The sequence below is a fragment of the Paenibacillus sp. JNUCC32 genome, assembly GCF_014863545.1.
Lineage (GTDB): Bacteria > Bacillota > Bacilli > Paenibacillales > Paenibacillaceae > Paenibacillus_AQ > Paenibacillus_AQ lautus_A.
Genome location: NZ_CP062260.1, coordinates 6,800,122 through 6,826,231 on the forward strand (window position 1 = coordinate 6,800,122; position 26,110 = coordinate 6,826,231).

Below are 26,110 nucleotides of genomic sequence, written 5' to 3' on the forward strand. Positions count from 1 at the left end.
GAGATGGCGGTAATGAATTTGGATTCCCGAATATATGTGGCTGGTCATCGCGGTCTCGTGGGATCTGCCATTGTTAGGGCATTGGAGTTGCAAGGATATCGCAACCTGGTTACCCGTACCAGCCAGGAGCTGGACTTGCGTGAACGTGATCGCGTGGAACGCTTCTTCAGCAGTGAAGGGATAGAGTATGTGTTTCTAGCTGCCGCCAAAGTCGGCGGTATCATTGCGAACCGGGATCACCCAGCGGATTTCATACGGGACAATCTTCTAATCCAGAATAATATCATTGATCTTTCCTATCGGTACGGGGTAAAAAAACTGCTCTTTCTCGGATCTACCTGCATCTACCCCAAACTGGCTCCGCAGCCAATGAAGGAAGAATATTTGATGACCGGCGCCCTGGAGCCTACCAATGAGCCCTATGCCGTTGCCAAAATCGCGGGAATCACGATGTGCCAATCGTACAATCGACAGTATGGTACCCGGTTCATTTCGGCCATGCCTACGAACTTATACGGCCCGAACGATAACTACGATCTGGAAACCTCCCATGTTCTTCCCGCGCTGCTGCGAAAGATACATGAAGCTAAGGAGACAGGTCAACGCGAGGTGGAAATTTGGGGTACCGGTCAGCCGAAGCGCGAATTCCTTTACGCTGACGATCTTGCCGATGCCTGTTTGTTCCTGATGAAGCATTACGAGGACAATACAATCGTCAATATCGGTTGCGGAGAGGATGTGTCCATCCGGGAACTTGCAGAGAGCATAGCCTCCACTGTCGGTTATGACGGAAGTTTTGTCTATAACGCCTCTAAGCCCGACGGTACGCCCAGAAAGCTGGTGGATGTCAGCAAGCTGACAGCCCTCGGCTGGAAGCCGTCGATCAGCCTTGAGCAAGGATTGGCCCGAACCTATGAGCACTATTTAGAATCGCAACAGATCTACAGTAAATCCGTTGGAGGATCAATATGAAAAGAGCATTAATCACTGGCGTTACCGGTCAAGACGGTTCGTATTTGGCTGAGTTTCTTCTAAGCAAAGGGTACGAGGTTTTTGGATTGCGCCGCCGGACCAGCACACCTAATTACGAGAACGTGACCCATATTAAAGATAAGATTCACTGGATATCCGGGGATCTGACCGATCTCGCCTCGTTAATCGAAGCGGTCCGCATCGCCGATCCGCACGAAGTATATAACCTGGCAGCCCAGTCCTATGTAGCCGCTTCTTGGCCGCAGCCGCTGGCAACGGGCCAAATGACGGCGATCAGCGTAACCAATATGCTGGAGGCGGTCCGGCTGGTGAAGCCGGAGGCGCGTTTCTATCAGGCGTCCAGCAGCGAAATGTTTGGCAAGGTCGTGGAAACGCCTCAGAAAGAGACAACGCCTTTCTATCCCCGGAGCCCTTATGGGGTAGCCAAGGTATACGGCCATTGGATCACGGTGAATTATCGCGAAAGCTTCGGGATGTTCGCATGCTCCGGCATTTTATTTAATCATGAGTCGCCCAGAAGGGGATTGGAGTTCGTTACCAGGAAGGTCACGGATGCCGTTGCCCGGATCAAGCATGGTTTGCAGCAGGAGCTGCGAATGGGGAATCTGGATGCATTGAGGGATTGGGGGTTTGCAGGGGATTATATCAAAGCCATGTGGCTCATGCTCCAGCAAGAGCAGCCCGACGATTTCGTAATATCAACGGGCGAAATGCACACCGTAAGGGAACTCCTTGAGGTAGCCTTCTCTTACGTGGGCTTGCATTACGAGGATTACGTCGTCATTGACCCCGAATTCGTGCGTCCTGCGGAGGTAGACCTGCTCCTTGGCGATTGCACAAAAGCTAAAGAGCAGCTCGGGTGGGAGCTTGAGGTCAGCTTTGAACAGCTGATTAAGATGATGGTAGACGAGGACATGAAGCGGGTGCGCGCAGAGATCAAATACCAAGAAGCGCTGTCGGCGGCATACGTGTGAGAAGCAAACGATCGTCCAGCACGCGGCATAAGTTAGAAAGGTTTCACGATCTTCGCAAACTCACCCGTAATCGAACGGTCAACGGCGGTTTGTGGATATTTGCAGGGCGGGCATTCTTCGCGGGGTCCGCGCTGCTCATTAATATCTTACTGTCCAGGGTACTGAATACGGCAGCCTTCGGCGCCTATTTGATGGCTTTCAATATCGCCTTTTTTGGCGGCGTGGTTGGCACGCTGGGTTTGAACCAGAGCATCATACGTTTTTTGGCCGAGCAGAGGGAGAAAGGAAAGCAGGCATGGGCCCGTAAAACCGCGCTGCTGTCTCTGAAGATTGCGATGCTCGGAGCAGCCGGTACAGGCATACTGTATACATTCCTGCAGCTGACGCTGCTTCGAGGGGTTTTGGGCTCGGAAATTATGGCATCGGCTGCGTTATGGACCGGGCTGTGGATCATGTTAACGGTTTTGCAAAATGTAATGGCCGAAACCTTTCGGGGACACGGTGATGTGAGGCAGGCTACATTGTTTAGCGGCGTTTTGTCCAACTTTCTCATGCTGGCAGGTTTAGGGTTGTTGATGTGGCTGGGGCGTTCATCATTATCGTTGGAGCACGCGCTCATCTTGGTTACGGTCTGCATGGGGATTAGCTGCTTCGTCGCCGGTTGGAGATTGCTGAAGCTTCTCCAGGGAGGGTTCCGGAACCCAACGAATGAGCCGGCCGCAGATCATGGGCCAAACGCCCGGCGGCTGCTTGCCGTCTCTCTCCCGATGATGGCTTCGAACGTCGCGCTGTTTATGCTCACCTCTAGCGATATCTGGATTCTGGGCGTTTTTTACGATGAGAGCGAAGTGGCGATTTATGGTGCAGCCGTACGCTTAATGGCCGTGCTTAATTTCTTCGTCGTGTTGATGAATACGCTGATGACAAGCATCATTTCCAAGTATTTCGGCAGCGGCCAGTTCCCGAGCATTCAAAATGCCGGCCGGATCATTGTTGGCATATCTACGCTGCCCGCAATCGTCATTGGAATGGTTTTTATGTTGATGGGCGAGCAAGTGCTTCAATTGGCATTTGGATCTGCCTATGGCTCAGGTCATGCCATTCTGGCCGTCTTGTCGCTGGGTCAGCTCATCAATTTATTCGCAGGCCCTTCAGGACTCCTTCTGACCTTAACCGGCCATGAGCGGGCCATGTTGAGAATCACGCTGATTACCAGTGTCGTGACGGTAATTGCGGCCGTGACGGTCGTTCATGCATGGGGACCGTTTGCGCTTGCCGTCGTGATGGTATGCGGTTTGCTTGCGCAGAACGGTTGGATGTGGGTAGAGGTGCGGCGAAGACTCGGCATTTCGGTGCATTTCCACCCCGTTGATCTGATACGTCAGTTGATGCGTCTGGCAGGCAGGAACAAAAACATGGAACAGCAAGTTCGATTAAAGGGAGCCAGTTACAAATGATACGGACTCAATGGGTAGAAGACAGATCTGAAGTTTTTCTCTCCGTAGTCACGGTCTGCAGAAATAATCTACAGGGTCTGATCAAAACGTGGCAAAGCGTGAAGTCGCAATCCTGCTCGCTCGAATGGATCGTCGTTGACGGCAACTCGGATGACGGCACGCTGGCTTTTCTTCAGAATATTGAAGATGAACGAGTGTCCTTTGTCAGTGAACCGGATCAAGGGATATATGATGCGATGAATAAAGGGCTGGAATGTTGCAATGGTCAGTATGTGGTCTTCATGAATTCCGGCGATCGATTTTATGATGATACGATAGGCGAACGGCTTCGTATGCAAGCTATCCAGCATCATCTCCCGGATTTGCTGTACGGCGATGCGCTTGAAGAAGCGCGGTCGGGTGAACTGTTGTATAAGACGGCACGCAGTCATAAGCGCATGTGGTACGGCATGTTTACGCATCACCAATCCATGGCTTTCAGGCGGGAGAGTTTGAGCAGCATCAGATATCGTCTGGAATACCCGATCGGAGCGGATTATGCCCTGACAGCGGAACTCTTGTTGCAGGGCGGGACCGCAGCGTACCTCCGTAAACCCATATGCATTTTTGAGCAGGGCGGTATCTCCCAAACCCAGCATAAACAAGGCCAACGGGACCAGTGGTTTATCCGTAAAACCATTCTCGGGATGCCAATCGTCCTCCGCGCTTCGATCGCGCTGCTGCAATGGGGCGTTCGTTTGGTTAAACATAGCTTTCCTAAAATCTATAAGAGGGTGCGCTTTTCCTATGAAAAATAAAATCCCGGTGTCCGTCATTATCATGACGAAGAACGAGGAAAAAAACATAGCCAAGTGCTTGGCTTCGGTATCCGCTTTTGACGAGGTGTTCGTCGTGGATTCCAACAGCACGGATCGAACATGTGCCATTGCACGGGAAATGGGTGCACATGTCATCAATTTTACATGGAATGGCCAATATCCGAAGAAAAAGCAATGGTGCCTTGAGGAGCTGCCGTTCCGCAATGACTACGTGTTTTACGTGGATGCGGATGAAGAAGCCACACCCCGGCTGGTCGCCGAGATGGAGGGGTTGTTTCAAGAAAAGCGGGATTTGGCGGCAGGCTATTTCGTGGCGTATGACTATGTATTCATGAACAAGGTGCTGAAGCACGGTCACAGGATGTATAAGCTGGTATTGTTCCACCGCCGGTTAGGCAGATTTCTGGACCATGACGATCTGTCGGCGTCGAACATGTGGGAAGTGGAAGGGCATTATCAGCCTCAGATTGATGGAAGTACCGGGGTGCTCAGCAGCTGTATGGTTCACTATGATCATGATTCCCTGTTTGATTATTTCGCGAAGCATAACCGTTATTCGGATTGGGAGGCGGTTGTGCGCACCAATGGCGGTTTTCGAAACCTGAACGAATCCCAAATTTTCATCCGAAGCCTCCAGAAGAAGCTGTTCGACCGGATGCCTTTGAAGTGGGCGGTTGCATTTATACACTCTTATATCATTAAGCTTGGGTTTCTCGATGGTTCCGCCGGCTTCCACTATGCTTTCGCACGTTCGGTTTATTACTGGCAGATCGGAATCAAGATGTCGGAGCTCCGGAAAGTAAGCCAGGGGACATGAACAGCCGTACTGCTATCGGTAATCAGTTGTCCCCGGTCCCGACTGGAGGAGGAATTATGGGGGGGCTTGCCTTTATTCTGGCCCTCTTGATTTACGCTATCTTCAGCGCGCCCTTTCCAGCCAATCCCGGCATGACGGAAGTGTTGATCGCGGCGTTGCTGGTATTGTTTGTTTCGCTTCCGACAGGAATTCTGGTCATGAGCGGCGGTTTTACGCTGTATCGCAGATATGACACCGTCCCCATGCCGCTGCATTTGGGCTTTTTTGTGCTGCTGTGGCTGGGGCTGCTGAATGGAGGCGTCATATATCGTTGGGATTCAACGGATATACTGCGTGATCTTATTCCATGCGTATATTTGTTTGTCCCTTTATTGCTGCTTCCCGCAATGAATCGTTCCAAATTCAAATGGCTGTCTATTCTTCCGTGGCTCATCGCGGTAATGGGCGTTATTTTATCCATCAGATTCTATATGGAAGTTCGCATTTCGCCGCTGGATATCGGAAAAATGTATTATTTTGATAATTTTCTGTATTTGCCTTATGACCCGAGCGTTTCGTTTGCCGGCGTCTTCCTGACGATTATGGCCGTGCATACGTGGAAAAGCACGAATCCGCTCCGCTGGCTAAGCAGCCTGGCCATGCTGATCGGCGGTTTTTTGGCGTTAGGTTCGCTCATGGCCGTAGCGCAGCGGGCTCCTCTGGGGTTGGCTGCCCTATGCTTTGCGGTGTATTTCGGCGTAAGTTCCGGAAGGTCTGTACGGAAGTTGATCGTCATTATCGTGATCTTGATAGGAGCCGGGATTCTGGCCCAGGAGCAGATCACGAGCTCGTTTGATTTGCTGTTATCCAAGCAGGTGAACTACGGAGCGAACGGGAAGACGGATGAATTGGCGGCCGTGCTTCAGGAAACGTCCAAGTCGGTGTATACGCTGCTGCTTGGTATAGGCTGGGGGGGACTGTTTTTTGATCCGACCTACATGTCCGAGGTCTCGTTTACTCATTCGGCGTTTACCTTCTTCCTGTTAAAGGGAGGGGTTATCGGCATTACTGTCTTTTTGGCTTATCTGAGCTGGATTATATGGAAGTGCTTAAAGCGCGTAAACATGCAGAATCTCCCGTACATGCTTGGGGCCGGGGTTCCGATCATGATCGGATTGTTGTTCCAGCCCAGTTTCAAGACGCTCTCCTACGGAATGCTCCTCACCGTTCTGATCTTAAAAGATAAGGAGTCAATCCCATGAATCACAATCTGAGTTTCCCTGCGGATACATTGCATAATCGGGGCAGAAGCTCAGTGGCCAACTTGGGGGGATTCGGATTTATAGCAGCGTTGCTGTTATATGCCTTGTTCAGTTCCCCTTTTCCAGCAGAGCCCGGGATCGCGGAAGCTTTGATTGCTGTTCTTCTGATCTTGTTTGTATCGATCCCGACCGGAATCATTGTTATGGGCGGCGGTTTCTCGTTATATCGCCATTACGGTACCGTGCCTGTCGTTATTCATGCCGGCTTCTTCTTTTTGCTGTGGATTGGGCTTCTGAACGGCGGTGTCGTTTATGGGTGGGATATGACGGATATTATTCGCGATTTGATTCCGTGCGTGTATCTGTTCGTTCCGCTCCTGCTCTTGCCGGCAATGAAACGCTCAACGCTCAACTGGCTTGCGATATTGCCTTGGATCATCTCCGTAATGGGCGTTATTTTATCCATCAGATTCTACGTGGTTGTACAGATTTCCCCTCTGGAAGTAGGCAGAATGTATTACTTTGATAATTTTCTGTATCTTCCGTATGATCCCAGCGTTTCGTTTGCCGGCGTATTTCTTCCCATCATGGCGGTTCATACGTGGAAAAGCTCCAGCCCGTTTCGCTGGCTGGGGAGCCTCGTGATGCTGACTGGCGGTTTCCTGGCCCTCGGGTCTCTCATGGCCGTTGCGCAGCGCGCGCCGCTTGCGCTTGCTATGCTGTGCTTTGCCGTTTACTTCATCGTGAGCTCGCGCAAATCGATGAATAAGCTGATCATCGGTCTGATCATTCTTGTCGCCGCAGGGATGCTTGCCCAGGAGCAAATATCCAACTCATTTGAATTGTTGGTATCCAAACAGGAGGATTTCGGCGCAAACGGAAAAACGGATGAGCTCGCCGCCGTACTGGCTGAAACGTCCGCCTCTCCGTATTCCATGCTGCTGGGAGTAGGGTGGGGAGGCCTGTTTCACGATCCGGCGGTAAACAACATTCTTGTTTCCTACACTCATTCGGCGGTTAGCTTTTTCCTGCTCAAGGGAGGGCTGATCGGGATTGCAGTGTTGATGACTTATCTGATCTGGATCCTGTATAGGGCTCTTCAGCGGTTTACGATCACCATGCTCCCCTACATGCTGGCAGCCTTTGTACCTGTCATTATCGGCTTGTTGTTTCAGGTCAGCTATAAAACCTTGTCGTACGGAATGATCCTTACCATGATCTGTTTGATACATAAGGATCCCGGTAGCGTTCATTCAGGCGGCGAAAAGAACATTCCAAGACAGTAAGGGGACATGAAATGAAAAAAGAAATCGTGTTTGTGGCCAATTATTTTCATCCGGATTATGCTTCGTCCGGGCAGCTGCTAACTGAACTTTGTTTGGAGCTCCAGCATGATTTTGATGTGACAGTTATCGCCGTTCAGCCGGAAAACGCAAACCACGTCCAGAAGAAAAGAATGTTTGAATACGATCAACTGGAACGTATACGGATTATCCGTCTTCGTACTCCTCAAGTGAATAAGCGAAGCAAATTCAGCCGCATCCTGTTTATTCTCTCCTATTTTCTATTGGCTGTTATCGCATTGCTTCGCATTAAGAAAGTGGATGTCATCTATACGATATCTTCTCCTCCGATTATCGGCGGATTGATTGGCGCCATCGGCAAGGTGTTAAAACGCGGAAAACTCGTCTATAACATCATGGATTTTAATCCGGAGCAAGCCGAAGCTATCAGTTACACGAATCGAAAATGGCTGTTTCGTCTGGCCAAGAGAATGGATAATTTGAGCTGCCGCATAGCCGACCATATCATCACGGTTGGACAGGACATGCAAGAGACGCTGAACAGCCGCTTTCGTGGACGCAAGGTACCGAGCAACAGCGTAATTAATAACTGGACTGACGAGCAGGATATCACGCCGCTGCCCCGCAGCGATGCTAACGTGTCGAAGTTTTTGAAAGATCATGATCTGCAGGGAAAATTTATCGTGATGTACTCGGGGAATCTCGGTCTTTATTACGATCTGGAGAACATTATACGGGTCGCTTCGGATTTTAAGGATCATCCGGATATCCTGTTCGTTTTTATCGGCGATGGCGCCATGAAGCCTGAGATGCAGCGATATGTGGAAGAGAAGGGACTGGGGAATGTTCGGTTCCTTCCGTTTCAGCCTAAAGAAAACATCAAATACTCTCTATGCGCTGCGGATGTCCATTTGGTCGTCAATCAGAAAGGGATCAAGGGCGTCTCGGTTCCAAGCAAAATCTACGGCGTCATGGCCGCCGGAAAGCCGATACTCGGCGTTCTTGAGCAAGGAAGCGAAGCCGCCGTCCTTATTAAGGAAAGCGGATGCGGAGTCGTTGTGGAACCGCAACAATACCGCGAAATCTCCCAGCACATAGCGAATATGTATGCATGCGGTACGGAAACGTTGGAATTGACCGGACGTGGCGGAAGATTGTATTTGGAACGGTATCTTGCCAAGGCTCAGTCAATCGACAAATACCGGACGCTCCTGCAGTCCATATAGATGCTGTGATAAAAGGATGGAGGGAAGTAGTAAGATGAAGATTATTTTATTGTCCGGCGGTTCGGGTAAGCGTCTGTGGCCTCTCTCCAACGAGCTTCGCTCCAAACAGTTCCTTAAGGTGCTCCCTGGAGAAGAAGGAGAATCCGAGTCCATGGTGCAGCGCGTTTGGAAGCAATTGCAGAGGAGCAACTTGTCGGATTCATCCTTTATAGCCGCAGGCATTTCGCAGATTGAAATTATTCGAAATCAGCTTCCCGGCAGGGTGCCGATCATCGTAGAGCCGCAGCGCAGAGATACGTTCCCTGCGATCGCGCTAGCCGCCGTGTATCTGTATTCCATAGCCAACGTCAATTTACAGGAAACAGTTACCGTACTGCCGGTAGATCCTTTTGTGGAGGAGCCGTTCTTTCATACAATGTCTTCTTTGGATCGCGTTTTGGAAGAGTCCGGAGCGGATATAGCGCTTATGGGGGTCAAGCCAACCTATCCTTCGGAGAAGTACGGTTATATTCTCCCTGAACAGACGGAGGATGCCTCGTGTGGTTACCGCAACGTAAAAAGCTTTAAAGAAAAACCAAGCGAAGAGCAGGCTTCGCAATACATCGCACAATCCGCTTATTGGAACTGCGGCGTGTTCTCTTTTAAGCTGGACTATCTGATCCAGCTTCTGATCGATAAGGGACTGCCGATTCAATATGAGGAAATGTCCAAACAGTATGCAAGGCTCTCGAAGATTAGCTTCGATTATGAGGTGATCGAGAAGGCTCGGCGCGTCGTGGTGGTTCCTTATGAAGGGAGCTGGAAGGATCTGGGCACTTGGAACACGCTTACAGAGGAGATTCCATCGCCGATCAACGGGAAAGGGACCATCAGCGACGATTGCTACAACACCCATTTGATTAATGAACTGGATATTCCGGTAGCGGTGCTGGGACTCTCCAATGTCGTGGTAGCCACTGGCGCAGACGGCATCCTGGTTACGGAGAAATCATCCAGCCCGCGGTTGAAGGAATTTATTTCTCATATCGAACAACGGCCCATGTATGAGGAACGCCGCTGGGGATGGTACCGTGTACTCGATCTGCAAAAGCATAAGAACGGACATGAGGTTCTTACCAAGCGGATTCGGATTGATGCAGGAAAGAACTCCAGCTATCATTATCATCTGCATCGCGAAGAATACTGGACGATCACCAGCGGTACAGGTGAAGTCTGCATTCAAGACCAGGTAAAGTCCGTTCAGGCTGGGGATGTGCTCAAAATACCCGCAGGCACCTTGCATGGAATTCGCGCGCTTGAAGATCTTGAATTCATTGAGGTTCAATCCGGTACCGAAGTATCAGAGGAGGATACGATCCGGTTAACCTTTCAATGGGAAGAGATGACCCAGTTCGTCTAAGGACAAAGGTAATTTCATGACGGGGGAGAATGCCGTGGGCAGAAACAGAAGCAGCTACAGGAGCAGGAGGCTCCTGTTTATCATCGTCATCGTTTTCGTTTGGATGAGCATCATTTTTTTCTTCTCCTCCCAGTCGTACCAGCAGCAGGATCTAAGGCCGTGGCTTCAGGAGCACTTGCCAGAGGCGGCGATTGAACACTGGTTTTCATGGGTTTCGTTTACTTATGCCGGAGAGATCGTTAGCATCGATGCCAAGGGTGTGCCCGGTTTCGTTGAATTTTTTATCCGAAAGGCAGCCCACATCGGGGAATACTTCGTCCTTGGTGGCTTGTTGCTGCTGCTGTTGACGAATTTGCTGCGGATCAGGGCTAGCATAGTCATACCTGTGTCATGGTGCTTGTGCGCGTTGTATGCCGTTAGCGACGAGCTGCATCAAAGCACATCGGGGTACCGCATCTTTAAGGCACAGGATGTTGTCCTGGATTCGATTGCCGCATTGGTCGGAATAACGCTGGTCAGTGCATATACATATTGGAGGTCTATGAAATCGAGGCCGAGGGAAGTGTTAGATCGGAAAGGATGACGAGGCATGAAAAAATGGCTGAAGATTACGGCGGGAGCGCTCGTGAGTCTGACCGTGTTGGCAGGCGGTTATGGTGTGTATGTGTACCAGTCCGTCAAAGCGACGGCTGAACAAATTTATGAGCAGCGGGAACCCTCATCGCCTCCCGCTTTTATAACAGCCGATCCCATCCTGCAGGAAATCCAGACGGCGGATATTGATCGGCGCGAGCCCTTTACGGTGCTTGTGCTGGGAGTAGACGAACGCCCGAATGACCGGGGAAGGTCGGACGCGATGATTATGCTGTCCGTCAATCCGTCGAAACAGTCGATCCTGATGTTTAACATTCCTCGAGACACTCGTACAGTCATCGCGGACCGCGGCACGGAGGATAAAATCAATCATGCCTACGCGTTCGGAGGCATCCAAATGTCCGTACGGACCGTTGAGGAATGGCTCCGATTTCCGGTGAATTATTACGTTAAAGTCAACATGGAGGGTTTTGCGAACATCATAGACGCGCTTGGCGGAGTCGATATTGATAACGCGTTGGCATTTGATTATGAGGGCCATCATTTTGCCAAGGGACGGCTGCATTTGAACGGCCGGGAAGCATTGGCTTTTTCCCGGATGCGTTATGAGGATCCCCGCGGCGATTTAGGCAGGAATTCCAGGCAGCGTCAAATCGTGAAAGAAGTGTTGAACAGCGCGCTTGACGTATCAACGGTCTTCAAGCTTGAAGCTTTGCTTAAGGAGGTCGGGTCAAGCGTAAAGACAGACGTCCGATTTGATGAAATGAAGACGTTTGTAACCGACTATCGCCAGGATATGAAAACCATCAAACAGATCGAAATTCAGGGAGGCGGGCAGAAGATCGGCGGTGTCTGGTATTATCAAGTGAGCGAGAAGGAACGTCAGCGTATCCATCAACTGCTTAAAGAGCATATGGATCGAAACGAATGAGACGATGAGTGCATGGATGCTTAATGGCTCTGACAATGAAACAGTTGGCATGAAAAGAGGGGGAAGACGTTAAGTCTTCACCCTCTCCGTGTTGTATTGCATCATGATCATCGCATCGATTATCCTAACTTGATCCAGGAATGGACGCCTTTTGAACGCTGTTTGCAAATATACAGCGAATCTACCCCGTTACTGTCCTCAACCATGATGATTCGGCCGCGGTGGGCAGCAGAAGCAGCCGGTATCGCAGGCAACGGACTGAGGATCATGCTGCTGGAGCGAATCAATTCGGTAAAGACAGCCGAACTCGCGATCGTTTCCTCCCCGTAAGGAATGTTATTTACCAGGTTCGGCAGCACGAATATCGAATGGACTTGGAGATTAAGCGGCTCGTATACCACGAGGTCGACGATGTCCGTGTAGTATTTCTTGAACGTTTTCGTAATGGTAAAGCGTTCGGAGCCGGAAGGAAGAATAAGAGTCAGATCGTTGGTGTCCCCGCCGATATCAATAAATAGCGGTGTTGATTTCCCCGACAGGTTCGTGCCAGACAGCACGAAGGTGTAATATTCATGCTTATGCAGACGTTCAACGGTTCTCATACGGAGCTTGGTCTTTGAGCCGGTTGAACTTTGGGTGACGATACAGCCGGATGGAGCCGCTTGTTTAAAGGCAAAGCCCGGGTCAGGTTCGATGGAGTATGGGACATCATTCGTAAACATGGCGCTGAGAGACGGGTTTCGAAGCAGGTTATGGCCAGAGGAGCCGATATAAGGTACGGTACGTCGTTCCGTTAAATAGAATGCATCCCGAAATGATGTCCGGTCCGCGATATTCTCGACAACTACGCAGCCGACAGGGTCCTTGATAAGCGTACCGTGTGTCGTATTGGGATGATTGGCTTGAATCCGGTAGTTACGCGGTCCGAGGATGATATCCTGCGATGCCGTAGAACCCGGATCTACGGTGACGATGTATCCTTTATTGTGATTGTAATCCGTGATCGCGTAGTGATCCAGACGGCATCCGTCAATCCACACGCCTGACGTATGTCCGTAAATTCCCACAAAGCTCTCATAGGTCGCTTCCGCATGGCATTCTTCGATCGAAACGGCACGGGCATTATCCAGCTTGATGAGTGGGGCGGTCATCACTTGATTCGCCGCAATCGCATCCCTCATGACATCTTCCTCGGTGCGTCCCTCTGCAGGAGAAGCAGGGGGGACGGTTTGTTCGCTCCTCTCAAAGGCCGTTGAGGTAATATGAATGCTGTCCGAATTCACAATTTCCAGATGGGGGTAATTTCGCACAGACCTGGAGAAGAAACAGCTATCAATCGTTGTGCACAACACAATATCCTCTAACTTTAAGCCCGTACCCAAGTAACCCGTCTCCTGCCAGAAACGGCAATCGCGAAACGAGATCATATAGCCTCCATAGCCCGATGTGGGATTCGTCCCGCTTCGCATCCCCTGAATATAAACTCCGAATTTTCCTTCACCGCATGCGCTTGAGAAGAAACGCTCAAACATTTGGTGTGCGCCCTGCGGCAGATAGATGCCACCACCCGCAGCGTGGTTAATATAAAAATCCCTAAATAAGATAGTCTCGGCCATGTCTTTATCGCTGTATAGGGCAAAATCTGTTCCCGTATAAATAATACCGCTGTCATACATTCCGTCCCCGTAGATGGTAAGTCCAATTCCTTGCGTGGCGTTGGTGTTGGGCCTTTCCTGTTTCGGTAATACCAAGGTTTGCGTTATGCGATATCGGCCTTTAGGCATATAGATGACGGAATATGCACCGGAGGCACACGCTTGGATCGCTTGTTGGAAGGCTAACGTATCATCTGAAACGCCATCACCTTTTGCACCGAAATTTTTCACATTGGCTTGACTGTTCAGTACAGGCATTTTCGTACCCTCCCATCTGTCGGAATGTTATCCTCATACAAAATATGATCAAGCATCGGCCGGAGTGATGTCAATTCACCTAATTGTCCTTAAATAGCCAAGAAATATTTATGTTTTCGTTTGACAAAAGAGTGCAAATTTATTAGGATACATTCTGTATCAACAACCATTATATCAAGCCATTTCTCATTGGGAGTGGAACATTCATGGAAAATGAACTGAAAATGTACTGTATATGTTGTCGTCGGATCGTGTCGATGATCGAGGGAGTCAGCGTGTTTAAAACCGGTTTCTATCGATACGATATGCCTATGGGCATATGTGGAAAGTGCAAAACGGCTGCATCCAATGAGCTATTTTACATGGCGCAGGACCTTTGAATGATTGGCTGATTCAGACGGCTTGGAGCGGAGTCTATTAGACTCATGCCTGGTATTGTGTATAATGGGGAATATTGAACTTGTTTCGTTAGGGGCAAAGGAGAATTCACATGAAGCAGGAACCGCTGGTAAGACTGCTCGGGGTTACGAAAAAAATATCGTCGAAGGTTCTGGTAGATGATGTGACCTTTGATATCGCACCTGGACAAATCTTCGGATTCCTTGGGCCGAACGGGGCAGGCAAGACGACAACCATCCGCATGATGGTCGGGCTGATGTCCATTACCCAAGGGGATATAACCATCGGGGGATACAGCATTCGGAAAAATTATGAGCAGGCTGCTGCCCAGATCGGGGCGATCGTCGAGAATCCGGAAATGTACAAGTTTCTATCCGGTTACAATAATTTGAAGCATTTTGCACGCATGATGCAGGGGATTACGAAGGAGCGTATCGACGAAGTGGTGGAACTCGTCGGGCTCGGGAACCGGATCCATGAGAAGGTGCAGACCTATTCGCTGGGGATGCGCCAACGGCTCGGAGTGGCACAGGCGCTGCTGCACCGGCCCAAACTTCTGATCCTGGACGAGCCTACGAACGGCTTGGACCCGCAGGGCATTCGGGAGCTGCGTGATTATTTGCGGCGATTGACGCAGGAGGAAGGGACCACCGTATTCGTATCCAGCCATCTGCTGTCGGAAATGGAGCTGATGTGCGATACCGTCGGCATCATCCGTCACGGCAAGCTGGTCGATATCCGGCAGCTTCGCACGGACGGGGGAGAGCGGATGTTTGAAGAGACGGCATTTACCGTCAGCGACGCGGATACCGCCGCAGCGCTCCTCCAGGACTACCAGGCGACAGCCCGGGAGCATCGCGTCCTTGTTCGCGGTAACCGGGATATGATTGCGGACATCAATGCGGCATTGGTCGAAGCGGGCATACGCGTATATGCCATACAGCCGGTAACCCGGTCGCTGGAGGATCAATTTTTGGAAATGACGGGAGGGAGATCTCTTGTTGAATAACTTTACCCGTCTTGTTGCCAATGAGAATATGAAAATTTACTACCGCGTGCGGACATGGGTCATGCTGGGCATACTTGTCTTATTTAATGCAGCCATGCCTGTCATGCTGTACTTGACGGATGCGCCGATGGATGTCTGGACCGTGTTCAGTTGGACGGAGAGTTTTACCATATACCTCAGCGCGATCTTCACGGTTGTCATCGCCGCGGATATCGTGGCCGGGGAATTTAGCGGGGGCACCATCAAATTGCTGCTGATCCGGCCGTGGAGCCGGGGGAAGATTCTGTTATCCAAATTCGCCGCCTTGTGTCTGTTCGGGCTGCTCTGTGCGGGAGTCACCATGGTGGTGGGCATCGCTGTCTCGATGCTGCTGTTCTCCGGCAATGCCGGATTCTCGGACGGATTTGATGGATCGCCCATGAGCAATTCCCTCTTGCTCCTGCTGACGGATACGATCCAGGTGTTTGTCATTTCGCTGATTGCATTTATGCTCTCCACGGTATTCCGTTCAGGCGGCCTTGCGATTGGATTATCGCTGCTGGTCCTGTTCACCAAGGATATCTTCGGTTTTATCTTTAACCCGGAGCGGTTCGTATGGGCGAAGTATTTGCTCTTTCTTCACACCGATCTGAGCGGGTACATCACCTCGCCCGTCGGGCCGGGAGGCGTTGGGATGGGCTTTTCCGTAGCGATTTTGGCCGTCTATTGCTTACTGTTCATGCTGGTCTCGTGGCTGGCCTTCACCAGGAGAGACGTAGCAGCATAATTCATAACGATGAGAAAAGAGCTCCTTCCGCCGTGTGGGTCACATGGATGAGAAGGGGCTCTTTGATTGTGTCGGCTGTAGGATCCGGCCGAAGCGGATATCGTGTTCGAATTCGGGTGGTCGTCCATACGCCGGGTTAACCTGCTTCCGGACGCTTAAGGGGCAGTGCGGCGTCAATGGATTCCGAGGCTTCCTGAGAAGAGGTCTGCTGGTCCATCCGGCTTGCCCCGTGAAGAAGCCCGCCCTCCATAACGATAAGGGAAGCTGCGTGAACATCCCCGTACATTTGCCCCGTTGTCGTAATCGTCAGTTTATTTTCCGCCGTCACATCCCCATAGACCTTGCCGGCCACGATGACTTCCCGAGCGGAAATATTGGAGCGGGCAATCGCGGCTTCGCCTATGGTGACGCAGCCTTGGCTTTCGATGGAGCCGTTAAAGCGGCCGTCGATCCTCAGGTCATCCTCGCATTGCAGGACGCCCTCCACTTCGCTTCCTGGCCCGATCAGCGTATCGGTCCGCTCCGACGCCCGTTTCTTCTTGTTTTTCTTCTTCATCTGTCATTCCTCCTATTCGAAAATGGATGGTGTGCTTATTGCAGATAAGGCAAAGGGTCAATCGTCTGATTGTTTTTGACGACCTGGAAATGAAGGTGGGGGCCCGTGCTTCGCCCGGAGGAGCCCAGCTTGCCAATCGTTTCGCCCTGCTCGACATGATCGCCTGCCGACACGTCCAGGCTGTCCAGATGCATGTACCACGTCTCCAGACCATTCGGATGCCTGATGACGATATACAGCCCCCGCGCCCCGCTGCGTTCCGCTGCCGTCACCTCGCCGGCACCTGCGGCATAGATAGGATCGCCGGTTTTCCCGGCAATATCGATGCCGGCATGATAGGCCGAGCGGCCGGTAAAAGGATCGCTACGATAACCAAAATTCGAGGTGAGCCGCTTGGAGGTGGTCGGCCATAATGAAGGCGTGCCCTCACGCCTTTCCTGGGTTTCCTGGGCCTGATCCAGCGTACGCGGAATATGCTGCTCCATGCGTGAAATCAGCTGCTGCATGTTCTCGAAATCATCCTGGGTCTCCCTGGCGAGGTTTAACATTTCATTCTCATGAACGGCAATGAATTCACCGCCGACATGCTGCTTATCCTCGTCAGCGATGGAGGAGGTCTGGCCGGACAGGCTGCCGTGCTTCTCAATAAACTGCTGAAGCTCCTGCTCCAGCTGCTGAACGCGCTCCATCTGGACCTTCGTTTGCTCTGCTTCACCCGATAGCTGAATGATCGCTTTATTTAGGCGTTCGATGGCTTCATTCTTATCGGTGACCGTCACTTCCATCTTTAAGGCTTCCAGGCTTTTCAGCGTCAGCTGCTGCTCCAGCCCCGAGATGGTCTGAGCCGACTGGATCTGGAGGGAAACGATCAGTCCGGCGATGGACAAAATAGCGGCCGCGGGCACCGCTATCATCAAAGGTTTGGACAGATGGACCTGTTTGACTGAATGCTGGGCATCCCGAAGCACCAGCAAGGTTAAGCGTTGTTTACGGTGTGCGGTTTTCATGGCATCTCCCTTCCATGCATTATTTATGGTTTACAAGGGCACCCGCTAGACTTGGCCAACTCCTTATCTAGTATGTATTCTATTCTTTCGAAGAACATGTCAAAAATTATTAGATAAGAGAACTTATTCAGTATGGCGCCGCATTGGGTAATTGAATAAATACATATGGAATTGGTCAATGATGTAGTGTAGTTAATTGCTTGTCTTTCATTTCAAACGTTTTGACAAAGGGCTGCTCAATATATTATTCATCGTGAGGAGGCTGCCGATATGGTGTGGCTTCTGGTTGCACTTATTACTTTTATTTTGCAGATGGTTGCGGTGCTGCTGCTTGAGTTTCGAAATCCGTCCAAGGCCGTGGCATGGCTGTTTATTTTATTTTGCCTCCCCTTTATCGGGTTTGTACTCTATTTCTTTGTGGCGCAGGATTACCAGAAGCGATTGAAGATTCGCAAGCGGGGTTCCCGTTTGTTTCAGGAAATCAGGGCGCATTTGTGGGATCGGGCGGCGGTCGTCCGAAGAAAAGGAGATATGAACAATCCCGGCTTTCATCATAATGACCGTTTGTTCAATCTGCTCAATCACTTGTCGGAGAGTCCCATCACGGGCTGTAATCAAAGCCGGGTGTTGACCGATGGGGAAGAGACGTATGAGGCCATGCTGAACGCCATGGAGGAGGCCAAGGATCACATTCACGTGGAGTTTTACATCTTTCGCCATGACCGGATCGGCACGAAGTTTCAGGACGTCATGATTCGAAAAGCGCAGGAAGGCGTCAAGGTGCGCCTGGTTTGTGACGGGCTGGGCAGTTATAAACTCAAGAAAACATTCATTCAACGCTTCAAAGAATCGGGAGTGGAGTTCTATTTCTTCCTGCCCGCAATGGTCTCGATGTTCAGCCGCAGAATCAATTACCGGAACCACCGCAAAATCGTCGTCGTGGACGGCACGATCGGTTTTCTGGGCGGCATTAACGTCGGGGACGACTATCTTGGCGAATATCCGAATATGGGCTACTGGCGCGACACGCATCTGGAAGTAAAGGGGGATGCGGTCTATTTTCTGCAAAATGTGTTTCTGCACGATTGGAAGCTTGCGTCCGGAGAGCGCATTGCGGATTTCGGGCTGTTTCCGGAGCATCAATGCACCGGGGAGGAGCAAGTGCAGATATTGAGCAGCGGACCGGATCTGAACTGGAATGCCATTCAGGAAATGTGCTTCGGGGCGATTTCCGTGGCCAAAGAACGGATATGGATCACCACGCCGTATTTCATTCCCGATGAAGGAATTTATGAAGCCCTGAAGACGGCTGCGGTGAGCGGTGTGGACGTACGGATCATTATTCCGGATCACGCCGATTCCCGCCTCGTCAAGATGGCAAGCTTGTCTTACGTGGAAGAGCTGCTGGCAGCGGGAGTCAAGTTCTACGAGTATGAAAAAGGGTTCATCCATGCCAAGGTGCTCATTGTGGACGAGCTTCTCGGTTCGGTCGGTACGGCGAATATGGATATGCGGAGTTTCTTCTGTAACTTCGAGCTGACGGCCGTGCTGTTTGATCGGCTGCCTATTGAGCGGTTGGTTTCGGATTTTAAGGAAGATCTGCAACATAGCAGGCTTATTGATGCGGAGGCGTTCCGTCAGCGCGGAAGATGGCAGAAAGCGGCCGAAATTATGTGCAGGATGCTGTCGCCATTGCTGTAAAAGTAATATTTTACATGAGATGTGAGAATGACGGAAATCCGAGTAAAAAGCAGGATAAACTGCGAAAAATCTATGTCCCGCTTTTATTTATATGATAGAATATTTATATAGGATCCACTTATAAATATATATTAGCTTGGTTTCATAAAGTTGAACGGGGGAGATTTATGTCAAGTGATGTGAAGATTCTGGCGCAAGTGAAAGCGGAGCAGCAGAAGCCGGAGAATCCCAAGGCAGGCTCAGCGACCTTGAAGCTTCTCCGCCGTCTGGTGTTCTTAACTTTCGGCGCGATTTTGATGGCAGTAGGGCTGGAAATCTTTCTGGTGCCGAACAAGATTATTGACGGAGGGATTACCGGAATCTCGATTATGGTTTCCCATATCACCGATATTCCGCTGGGTGTATTCCTGACTTTGTTCAACCTTCCGTTTTTGTTTATGGGATATAAACAGATCGGAAAAACCTTCGCATTATCCACGCTGTTCGCCGTATTGGTCATGTCCGTCGGCACTTATTTCCTGCATCCCGTCGATCCGATCACGATCGATCCGCTGCTTGCGGCCGTGTTCGGCGGCGTGCTTCTCGGAATCGGGGTCGGCCTTGTTATCCGGTCCGGCGGTTCCTTGGACGGCACGGAAATCGTGGCCATTCTGATCAACAAGAGAACGCCGTTCTCCGTCGGCGAAATCGTGATGTTCATCAACGTATTCATTCTAGGCAGCGCAGGTTTCATTTTCGGCTGGGACCATGCCATGTACTCGCTGATTGCGTATTACCTTGCGTTTAAATTGATCGATATTACCATTGAAGGCATTGATCAATCCAAATCGGTTTGGATTATCAGTGATAAGCATAAGGAGATCGGTGATGCGCTGACCCAGCGTTTGGGACGCGGCGTAACCTACCTCGAAGGCGAGGGCGCTTATTCCGGAGACAGCAAGAAGGTTATCTTTGTGGTTATCACTCGTCTGGAAGAAGCAAAGCTCAAATCCATTGTGGAAGACTGGGACTCCCAGGCCTTCGTAGCCGTCGGCAACATCCATGATGTGAAGGGCGGCCGCTTTAAGAAAAAGGCAATCCATTAATACAATCATTTCAGGCTCCACCCGGTGCGAGAGTTAGCGCGGGCGGAGCCATTTTTTGTTTAAAGTGTATCGGCGTGCAGGCGCAGCGCCTTCTTCTCGCGCACATAATGGCGGATGATTCGCGACATGGCCTGCACGGCGGCGGTTTGACCGACGGCCTGGTTCACGGTTCCGGTGAAATAGAGGCCCGACTCCGGGTGATGGAAGGCAAATGCCCCGGATTGGCCCCAGTGGCCGATGAGTCCGCGTCCCAGACTGAAAGGAGATAGCGGCTGTCTTGAAATGCCGATGCCATAGAAGAAGGGGCCGGGAGCAAACAGGAAGTTCCACTGCCTCTGGAGCTCCCCCAAATCACCCAGCGGAAACAAATCCCCGTTAAAAAAGGATCGCAAAAACGTCATCGTTTCCCTTGCCGTGGAGACGATCCCGCCCTCCGCACCGACTGATGCCATATACAAGGGAAGGTCCAGTCGCTTCTGCTTGTAATGGAACGGAACGGGGGACGCATCCTCCGGGTCATGATAAAAATAGGTTTGCGTCAGCTTGAGCTTGTCGAAGATGTATTCCTGGAATACGGCCTGAATGGATTCGCCCTTGATATTCTCGATGATTTGGCCAAGCAGCCGATAGTTGGTGTCGGAATATTGGGCTTTTTTCTGCTGTCCCGGTTTGAATTTAGGCGTGTTCCTTTTGGCCGCGGCCAGGACTTGGTCCAGGCTCCAAGCTCGATCCTTCCCGGCGATCAGATTCGAGAAGACGGTTCCCGAGAAATAGTCCGGGATGCCGGACGTATTGGACATCAAATGCTGAACGGTGATTTCTTCGCCGTAATCCCGGTTCTTAAACCTGTGGAGCCCGGTCATAATCTCTTCGGGCAGGTGCTTGCCAATGGGATCATGGAGCTCCAGCCGCCGCTCGGCGCGTAATTTCAAGAGTACGGCAGTCACGTACAACTTGGTCACGCTGGCAATGAAATAGCGGTCGTCAGGCTGCATATCACCTCCGCTGCCGACTATGGACAATGACCGCTCCTGGTCCTCGACGCACATCACTGTGCTAAACACATTTCTTTTATTGGCGATTTGAGTCACACATGCATCCAGAACCGCTTGCTTCAGGATTGTTCCCATTGCCGTTCTACCTCCCATGAATCGTAATTTTTCTTTCCTTCAGTTTAGATTCCGTTTCCCTCATGTTTCCGGGCACGCGCAGCACGTATGAACGCTTCAGCGGCTTCGTCCATCATATTCATCATCTGCTCGTCATCCACGTTCTTCGTGAACAGATCGTTTGCCACCATGACGCAGAGACCTGTCTGAAACACCTGCATGTTCAATAAAATAGATTGCAGCTCCTGATCCGAAAATCCGCCGAGCTCCGGATCCTGCCTCATCAATCCGATAACCTCGTCCAGTTGTTCCGGCGTATTCTTCATATGGGGATTGTCCTTCATCATGAGGTCCCGATAAAGCACGGGATATTCCTTGGCAAAGCGGAGACTTGCCATGCCGATATCCCGGAACGGCTGTCCGGATTGCTGCTCCATGATCATTCCTCTGGCCACATGGAAGGCTCTTTCGACGACCTGCTGAAGCAGTTCCTGGACGTCGTTGAAATTGACATAGATCGGCGCGATGGAGCTGCCGAGACGTTCGGCTACTTTTCGGATCGTAATGGACTCGATGCCATCCGTTTTGGCAATGTCGAATGCGGCTAGCACGATATCTTGTTTGGTAAACTTCGTTTTTGGTGCCATGATGTCTACAGCTCCTTAGGTTATTCATATGTAGAACGATCAATATATATCACTTGATATATATTGATTATAATGAGTAATTGGACCGATTTCAATCCGATTCTCATGAAGCGTTCATGGAATCATGATTTGTAAATCCAGTAAAACCCACTTATAATAAGAACATATGTTTGTTAAAATAAAGAATAATGACATAGAGCATGGCAGGTCCAGGGAGGAGGAAGCGAAATGGCTCGTACGCAATATGAACGCATAACCACCAAGCAAACATTAAACCGAGTGAAGGAAGAGCGGATGCCCTTCGATTGGTCCATCAATCCGTATCGAGGTTGCGGACATGGCTGCAGCTTTTGCTACGCCCGCGCATTTCAATCGTTTATCGGGATGGGAGCGGAAGACGAGTTCCAGCACCATATTTTTATGAAGTCGAATGCGGCGGAAGCGTTGGAGAAGCAGTTGTCGAGCGCGGCGAGGAAGTTTAACTATGACATTGAAGCGATGCGGAGATCGATCGGACAGGTGACGATCGGAACGGCAACCGACCCGTACCAGCCGATCGAGGGCAAGGAGACCCTTACGCGGGAATGTCTGAAGCTGCTCGCTAAATACCGCATTTCTACCAGCATTACGACGCGTTCTCCGCTCGTATTGAGGGATTTGGATATCTTGACCCGGATGGAGAACGTGTCCGTCAACATGAGTCTCAACACGCTGAGCGGGGACGTCATCCGGAAGCTGGAGCCGGCATCGCCTCATCCGGAGGCCAGGCTTGATGCGATTCACAGATTATCGGCTGCTGGCATTAGAACAGGCTTGTTTGTGGCGCCTGTGCTGCCCTTTTTGACGGACGAGGAGCCGGAACTGAAGGAGCTCTTGTCCCAGGCAAAGGAAAGAGGCGTTTCCTTTGCGATGATCTCCTTGCTGAGACTGTCGCGCGACGTGAAGAAATGGTACCTCGAAACGCTGAAACACCACTTCCCCGAGGTGGTTCAATCCTACCGCGAGTTATATGGGCAAGGCGCTTATGCGGAAGAGCATTACGTTCGTTCCTTCAAGTCGATGGCGTCCAGGCTGTTGAACGAATATGGGCTGAGCGGATTAACCATGAGGGCACCTGCTGCCGTCAACCGGTCCGGACCGGTTGCAGCCTCGGAGAACGATACATCGGATGAAGGGGCCAACGATCACCCTGCGAGGGAATGGGCTGCTCCTGTACGTCCAAGGAAGCTTCCTCAACCGGCGGCCCCGGTTTCCGGAGAGGAGCTTACTCCCGCTGTTGAGCAGCTATCCTTTCCTTTTTGACGCTGCCTTACCCTTTGGCTTCAGATGCCGGATGACATTCTCGATCGGTTGGGGCGGCAGGGTCTGCAGCAGGTCGCCCTTTTCCCTCAGCCGTTCTTCGATGTTCAGCAGGTGAAACTCCGTGGGAGAAACGTCCTGGCGGACTTCGTCCCACGTGAGCGGCGTGGAGACGGTCCCGAGCCGCCGGGCCCGCGGGGTATAAGGAGCGGCGAGCGTCCTCCCGCTGTAGTGCTGAAGATAATCGAAGTAGATTTTATCGCCGCGGTTCTTCTTCAGCCGCTCGATGGTGAACAGCTTCGGGAACTTCTCCGTCACGTATTGGCCCACGAATTGGCCAACCGTTCGAAGTTCATCGAACGTTACGCCTTCCGGAATCGGAACGATGATCTGCACTCCGGTCGCTCCCGAGGTTTTTGGGACGGAGGACAGGCCCAGGGAGCTCAGCACGTCCCCTACAATGGCCGTCGCCTCCATAATCCGGGGCTCCTCCGGGAGCGTGGGATCCAAATCGATCATCCATTCGCAGGGCAGATGGCTGCCTGCCAGATGCAGGGAAGGGTGAAACTCAAGCGCAGCCAGATTCCCCAGCCAGAGCAGCTCCGGCAGCCCGTTGAGCAGCACGTAGTTAATATTTTCGTGCACATAAGTCTGAACAAAGGGCGGCAGCGGCTCGGGTGCGTTTTTCTGGTAGAAGGATTCGCCTTGGGCTCCGTGCGGATACCGGATGGTCGTGAGCAGCCTGCCCCGGCAGTACCGGAGCAAGAAAGGCGAGATGGCCGCAAGCTTTTGCAAATACATTGCCTTGGTAATGCCGACCTCCGGCCACAGCGGTTTGTCGGGATTTGTAATTTGAATCTCTTGCCCCTCGATCGTCAGGGTGCCTTTAACGGTACGAGCCATATGGTTTACACCCCCTCAATCGATACGAGTTTGGGATGGCGCATCATGCCATCCTGGCTCCACTCGAGAAATGTGACCTGGACTGATAAAGGCTGGCTAAGCCAGGCCAGCTGTTCTTTCTTCAGGTCGGTATGGAGCGTTCTCCATACCGCGTCAGCACGATGGCTTTCGGCATATTGCAGCAGTTTCTTCTTCGTTTGCTCATTGAGCCCCAGGGAAGCCCGGCCGATGTAGTTCCCATCGTCGTCTGCGATGACGAGGCTGGCTACGCGACCTTCCCTGATGATCATGGCGACGGCGGAAGCAGCCATGTTCACGGCAATTTTCTTTTTGTACCAATCCCGATGCTTTTTGCCCTCACGGTATGGCGAGGAGAGGCGCTTCATGACAATGCCCTCCCAACCGCGCTGTTCCGCCCAGTCCCATAACGGTTCGCCTTCAAGAAACAGATCGGCGGTCAGCAGGCCCGGAATGTCGGAAACCGTCTCCTTGAGACGATGATGACGTTCCAGATAAGGCAGCTTGCGCAAGTCCTCGTCGCCATCCACCAAGATATCGAACAGCACATAAGTAAACAGAGGAGCGCTCGTACTGACCGTACGCGAACGCTCCCGCTGAAGAACCTTCTGAAAGACGGGGCGGCCAAGCTCCGGATGAAAATACACGACCTCGCCATCCAGGAGAAGACGCCGATCCTGCAGGACGGATAATGCCTGAACGACTTCGGGGTACAGGGATGTTTTGTCGAGCAGCTTGCGGGAATACAGGGATACGCGGTTCTGGTCAAGCCCGGCCAGAATGCGTACGCCATCCCATTTCAGCTGATAACCCCAATCTTCGCCGGTCGTAATCTGATCCGTCGAGATCGGAGCCATCGGCTCTTTCGGCAGCAAATTTTGCAACTGTCCCATGCGGCTTTAGGATGGGGAATCGGATTTCTTGGATTTGGCCGTCCGGCGTTTCGGCTTTGGTGCATCCGCGTCAGCTTCCCCGCCGCTGACCTTGGCTGCAGGCTCTTTGGCAGCGGTCTTCCGGGTCGTTTTACGCGGCTTCGGCTTGGTGCCCGGGTCCGTTCCGATCGGCTTGACGGCCTCGATGCTGGCCTGAAGGGCCGCCATCAGATCCACAACGTTGGTCTCCTGACGAGCAGGGGCAATCTTGATCTCTTCGCCGGACACTTTGCTGTTGATCAGGTCCAGCAGGCGTTCGCGATAATCATCCGTATATTTTTCAGGGTCAAAGGGAGTCGACAACTGGTCAATCAGCAGTTTGGCCATATCCAGTTCCTTGGCGTTGACCTCGGTTCGCTCAGGCAAATTCGGGACCTGCGAAATCGGCCGGATTTCATCCGGGTAGAAAATCGTCTCGATCGACAGGCATTCATCCAGCACGCGAATCGCAGCCAAACTGCTCTTGGAGCGAATGGCAATTTTGGCGATGCCGATTTTGCCGGACTGCTTCATCGCTTCCAGCAGCAGCCGGTATGCATTGGCACCTGCTTGATCAGGCGAGAGATAGTAGGTCTTCTGGAAGTAGATCGGATCGATCTCGGTCAGATCGACAAAGTCCAGAATGGTGATGTTTTTGCTGTTCGCTTCGGCGAGCTGCTCCAGCTCTTCTTTTTCGAACAACACGAATTTCCCCTTCTCGTACTCATAGCCCTTCGTAATCTCCTCCCAGGCAACCTCCTCTTCACATACCGGACATTTGCGGATGTAGGAGAGCGGGCTGCCGCACTCCTTGTGAATGTACCGCATCGAAATATCCTTGTCTTCCGTAGCCGAGAACATCTTCACCGGCACGTGCACCAGACCAAAGCTGATCGCGCCCTTCCAAACCGTATGCATTCTATGAAACCTCCTATCAAGTTCTAATATGTTTTGGGTATGACCGTGTAGTAAACGCAATAAACGACGACTATAAATTTTTGAACTACCTCTAGTAGTGTGCCCAAAAAAAGAC

Annotated in this window: 24 protein-coding genes; 16 read left to right on the forward strand and 8 right to left on the reverse strand. The window is 51.4% G+C overall.

What is annotated here, in order from left to right:
- Nucleotides 1–12: 12 nt before the first annotated feature.
- Genes JNUCC32_RS30300 through JNUCC32_RS30350 form a run of 11 tightly spaced genes read left to right on the forward strand, consistent with a single transcriptional unit; the run spans nt 13 to nt 11,754 of the window.
- Nucleotides 13–972 carry a GDP-L-fucose synthase family protein gene (locus JNUCC32_RS30300; RefSeq protein ID WP_096776558.1) on the forward strand — a complete coding sequence of 320 codons (960 nt, stop codon included), beginning with the start codon at nt 13–15 and terminating at the stop codon, nt 970–972.
- Nucleotides 969–1,967, forward strand: coding sequence for a GDP-mannose 4,6-dehydratase (gmd, locus tag JNUCC32_RS30305; RefSeq protein ID WP_009590886.1), 999 nt, complete (start codon nt 969–971; stop codon nt 1,965–1,967). The genes JNUCC32_RS30300 and gmd overlap by 4 nt, the downstream gene beginning before the upstream one ends.
- Nucleotides 1,964–3,424, forward strand: coding sequence for an oligosaccharide flippase family protein (locus tag JNUCC32_RS30310; RefSeq protein ID WP_228468848.1), 1,461 nt, complete (start codon nt 1,964–1,966; stop codon nt 3,422–3,424). The genes gmd and JNUCC32_RS30310 overlap by 4 nt, the downstream gene beginning before the upstream one ends.
- A complete protein-coding gene (locus JNUCC32_RS30315) occupies nt 3,421–4,221 on the forward strand; it encodes a glycosyltransferase family 2 protein (protein WP_192570654.1) in 801 nt (266 codons plus the stop codon). Before JNUCC32_RS30310 ends, JNUCC32_RS30315 begins: the two co-directional genes overlap by 4 nt.
- The gene (locus JNUCC32_RS30320) at nt 4,211–5,059 is read left to right on the forward strand and encodes a glycosyltransferase family 2 protein (RefSeq protein ID WP_015737317.1); all 849 of its coding nucleotides are present in this window, start codon (nt 4,211–4,213) and stop codon (nt 5,057–5,059) included. The genes JNUCC32_RS30315 and JNUCC32_RS30320 overlap by 11 nt, the downstream gene beginning before the upstream one ends.
- Nucleotides 5,060–5,115: 56 nt before the next feature.
- A complete protein-coding gene (locus JNUCC32_RS30325) occupies nt 5,116–6,300 on the forward strand; it encodes a hypothetical protein (RefSeq protein WP_096776556.1) in 1,185 nt (394 codons plus the stop codon).
- Nucleotides 6,297–7,586 (forward strand): hypothetical protein, encoded by a 1,290-nt coding sequence (locus tag JNUCC32_RS30330; RefSeq protein WP_036665164.1) that lies wholly within the window; start codon nt 6,297–6,299, stop codon nt 7,584–7,586. Before JNUCC32_RS30325 ends, JNUCC32_RS30330 begins: the two co-directional genes overlap by 4 nt.
- An 11-nt stretch (nt 7,587–7,597) precedes the next feature.
- The gene (locus JNUCC32_RS30335) at nt 7,598–8,830 is read left to right on the forward strand and encodes a glycosyltransferase family 4 protein (protein ID WP_192570655.1); all 1,233 of its coding nucleotides are present in this window, start codon (nt 7,598–7,600) and stop codon (nt 8,828–8,830) included.
- A gap of 34 nt (nt 8,831–8,864) precedes the next feature.
- Nucleotides 8,865–10,229, forward strand: coding sequence for a sugar phosphate nucleotidyltransferase (locus tag JNUCC32_RS30340; protein WP_192570656.1), 1,365 nt, complete (start codon nt 8,865–8,867; stop codon nt 10,227–10,229).
- Nucleotides 10,230–10,263: 34 nt separating this feature from the next.
- Nucleotides 10,264–10,812 (forward strand): VanZ family protein, encoded by a 549-nt coding sequence (locus tag JNUCC32_RS30345; RefSeq protein ID WP_015737312.1) that lies wholly within the window; start codon nt 10,264–10,266, stop codon nt 10,810–10,812.
- Nucleotides 10,813–10,818: 6 nt separating this feature from the next.
- Nucleotides 10,819–11,754, forward strand: coding sequence for an LCP family glycopolymer transferase (locus JNUCC32_RS30350; protein ID WP_096776554.1), 936 nt, complete (start codon nt 10,819–10,821; stop codon nt 11,752–11,754).
- A gap of 119 nt (nt 11,755–11,873) precedes the next feature.
- On the opposite strand, the gene JNUCC32_RS30355 is transcribed toward JNUCC32_RS30350, so the two are convergent.
- The gene (locus JNUCC32_RS30355; RefSeq protein WP_192570657.1) at nt 11,874–13,667 is read right to left on the reverse strand and encodes a glycosyl hydrolase family 28-related protein; all 1,794 of its coding nucleotides are present in this window, start codon (nt 13,665–13,667) and stop codon (nt 11,874–11,876) included.
- A 490-nt stretch (nt 13,668–14,157) separates the two neighbouring features.
- Here JNUCC32_RS30355 and JNUCC32_RS30360 point away from each other — a divergent pair, with 490 nt between their 5' ends.
- Nucleotides 14,158–15,075, forward strand: a complete 918-nt coding sequence (locus JNUCC32_RS30360; RefSeq protein ID WP_192570658.1) for an ABC transporter ATP-binding protein — start codon at nt 14,158–14,160, stop codon at nt 15,073–15,075.
- On the forward strand, nt 15,065–15,841 hold the full coding sequence (locus JNUCC32_RS30365) for an ABC transporter permease (RefSeq protein WP_192570659.1): 777 nt from the start codon (nt 15,065–15,067) through the stop codon (nt 15,839–15,841). Before JNUCC32_RS30360 ends, JNUCC32_RS30365 begins: the two co-directional genes overlap by 11 nt.
- A 136-nt stretch (nt 15,842–15,977) precedes the next feature.
- On the opposite strand, the gene JNUCC32_RS30370 is transcribed toward JNUCC32_RS30365, so the two are convergent.
- On the reverse strand, nt 15,978–16,397 hold the full coding sequence (locus JNUCC32_RS30370; RefSeq protein ID WP_192570660.1) for a bactofilin family protein: 420 nt from the start codon (nt 16,395–16,397) through the stop codon (nt 15,978–15,980).
- A gap of 35 nt (nt 16,398–16,432) precedes the next feature.
- Nucleotides 16,433–17,404: a M23 family metallopeptidase gene (locus JNUCC32_RS30375; RefSeq protein WP_015737306.1), complete on the reverse strand. Its 972-nt coding sequence runs from the start codon at nt 17,402–17,404 to the stop codon at nt 16,433–16,435.
- A gap of 270 nt (nt 17,405–17,674) precedes the next feature.
- Here JNUCC32_RS30375 and cls point away from each other — a divergent pair, with 270 nt between their 5' ends.
- Together cls and JNUCC32_RS30385 are read left to right on the forward strand one after the other, a co-directional pair.
- Nucleotides 17,675–19,105: a cardiolipin synthase gene (gene cls / locus JNUCC32_RS30380; RefSeq protein ID WP_192570661.1), complete on the forward strand. Its 1,431-nt coding sequence runs from the start codon at nt 17,675–17,677 to the stop codon at nt 19,103–19,105.
- Nucleotides 19,106–19,272: 167 nt separating this feature from the next.
- Nucleotides 19,273–20,190, forward strand: coding sequence for a YitT family protein (locus tag JNUCC32_RS30385; protein ID WP_015737304.1), 918 nt, complete (start codon nt 19,273–19,275; stop codon nt 20,188–20,190).
- Between the two features lie 59 nt (nt 20,191–20,249).
- Here JNUCC32_RS30385 and JNUCC32_RS30390 read toward each other — a convergent pair whose 3' ends face one another.
- Nucleotides 20,250–21,320, reverse strand: a complete 1,071-nt coding sequence (locus JNUCC32_RS30390; RefSeq protein ID WP_192570662.1) for a serine hydrolase domain-containing protein — start codon at nt 21,318–21,320, stop codon at nt 20,250–20,252.
- 44 nt (nt 21,321–21,364) lie between these two features.
- Entirely contained in the window at nt 21,365–21,946 is a 582-nt protein-coding gene (locus tag JNUCC32_RS30395) for a TetR/AcrR family transcriptional regulator (RefSeq protein ID WP_192570663.1), read from the reverse strand.
- A 228-nt stretch (nt 21,947–22,174) separates the two neighbouring features.
- On the opposite strand from JNUCC32_RS30395, the gene JNUCC32_RS30400 reads away from it, so the two are divergent.
- Nucleotides 22,175–23,248, forward strand: coding sequence for an SPL family radical SAM protein (locus JNUCC32_RS30400; RefSeq protein WP_192570664.1), 1,074 nt, complete (start codon nt 22,175–22,177; stop codon nt 23,246–23,248).
- On the opposite strand, the gene ligD is transcribed toward JNUCC32_RS30400, so the two are convergent.
- The 3 genes from ligD to JNUCC32_RS30415 are packed head-to-tail and all read right to left on the reverse strand — an operon-like array spanning nt 23,231 to nt 25,995.
- Entirely contained in the window at nt 23,231–24,148 is a 918-nt protein-coding gene (gene ligD / locus JNUCC32_RS30405) for a non-homologous end-joining DNA ligase (protein ID WP_015737300.1), read from the reverse strand. The genes JNUCC32_RS30400 and ligD overlap by 18 nt on opposite strands.
- A 5-nt stretch (nt 24,149–24,153) precedes the next feature.
- Complete coding sequence (locus JNUCC32_RS30410) at nt 24,154–25,059, reverse strand: ATP-dependent DNA ligase (RefSeq protein ID WP_192570665.1); 906 nt, start codon at nt 25,057–25,059, stop codon at nt 24,154–24,156.
- 6 nt (nt 25,060–25,065) lie between these two features.
- Nucleotides 25,066–25,995, reverse strand: coding sequence for a non-homologous end joining protein Ku (locus JNUCC32_RS30415; protein WP_096776546.1), 930 nt, complete (start codon nt 25,993–25,995; stop codon nt 25,066–25,068).
- Nucleotides 25,996–26,110: the final 115 nt, after the last annotated feature.